The organism is Helicobacter equorum (assembly GCF_900198655.1).
GTDB classification, from domain to species: Bacteria; Campylobacterota; Campylobacteria; order Campylobacterales; family Helicobacteraceae; genus Helicobacter_F; species Helicobacter_F equorum.
The window spans coordinates 1-1,216 of the sequence record NZ_FZPO01000078.1 but is presented as its reverse complement, the minus strand read 5'-3'; the positions used below and the strand labels follow the sequence as shown (position 1 = coordinate 1,216).

General features: G+C 36.4%; 2 protein-coding genes. Both read right to left on the bottom strand.

What is annotated here, in order from left to right; translation table 11 throughout:
• Positions 1-342 (bottom strand): flagellar basal body rod protein FlgB (flgB, locus tag C6H22_RS08415; RefSeq protein WP_104694815.1); only part of this gene is annotated, 342 nt, incomplete at its 3' end.
• Between the two features lie 229 nt (positions 343-571).
• Positions 572-1,216 (bottom strand): L,D-transpeptidase Cds6 family protein (locus C6H22_RS08410; RefSeq protein ID WP_104694814.1); only part of this gene is annotated, 645 nt, incomplete at its 5' end.

The following is a 1,216-nucleotide window of genomic DNA, read 5'->3' as shown; positions in this document are numbered from 1 at the left end:
ACCCATTTCACTTGTTTCTACATCTAGATCTACGCTATTACCATCGTTACGAGCCAAATGTCCATCGCGTATAAACATATCTGCTCTATCAAGATCGCTACGCTTACCATCCATATGCAATGGCGAAGTTTTAAGCATAGGTAATTCACGATCTACATGCTTTTTGAAAACCTTATTGCTTTCCCTAGCTAAATATTGCTCAAAGCTAATATCCTTGGGACGATACAATGGCGTATCGACATTGGCGATGTTTGAAGAAATCAAATCTTGACGCAATGAACGATAATCCAACGCCTTATATACGAGTGGATATACTATTGATGTGTCCTTTAGAGCTTCCATGTACCTTCCTTGTATGTGGATTTTCTACACGCAAAAATAAGCAAATGTTATGCCAATTTCTACTTTATCTCCCTAATTTTACGCCAACATATTCCACATTAATTGTGGTGTTGTGCTAGATTCTGTAGGGTAGTCCGAATTTCCATCACAAGATTAATGTATTAGCAATACATAATATACCATCACACAAAAAAGCCAACCTACGCAACACAGACAAAATATATTCTTATTATTTTTCGCTAAGAATCTTCATTTTACCATTATCTAACCACACATAAAGATCCTTACGATGATTTGAGCTAAAACTTACCCTGCCATTAAGTGAGGCTTTATAATCTTGTCGAAAATTCACACGATACATTTCTCTGCCCTCTCCATTTGGAAACGGCATAATGTCAATTGCGCTAAGTTCAATTTGTTTTTCTTCATTTTTGGCAAATACACGACTTTTGTATTCAGCAAACGCCTTATATCGCATACCATCTTGTCGGATAAAGTTTTGCGTATCATAAAAATCCAAATATCCTGCCAAATCACCCTTTTGCCACATTTCTTTCCATTGATAAAGCCCAGCAAGAATCTGTGCAGCTTGTGTGGCACCCATTGTGTGCAAATCTCCTTCAGAAATAATAACAATCGTATCTTTATGATCCACTAAACTATCATATTTTTTCAAAATCTCATTATCAATAGCGATACATCCTTTTGTATTTAGTTCCTCTCTATTACCATCTAATGGCAAACCATGAATCCAAATCCCACTACCTGTGCGTTTTAGTGATCTATCATATGTGTTTGGATAATCTGTGGCAAAGGCTAATGGACCATAATAAGGTGGAAGATTACTAAATCTAGCGGTGATATTATACACGCC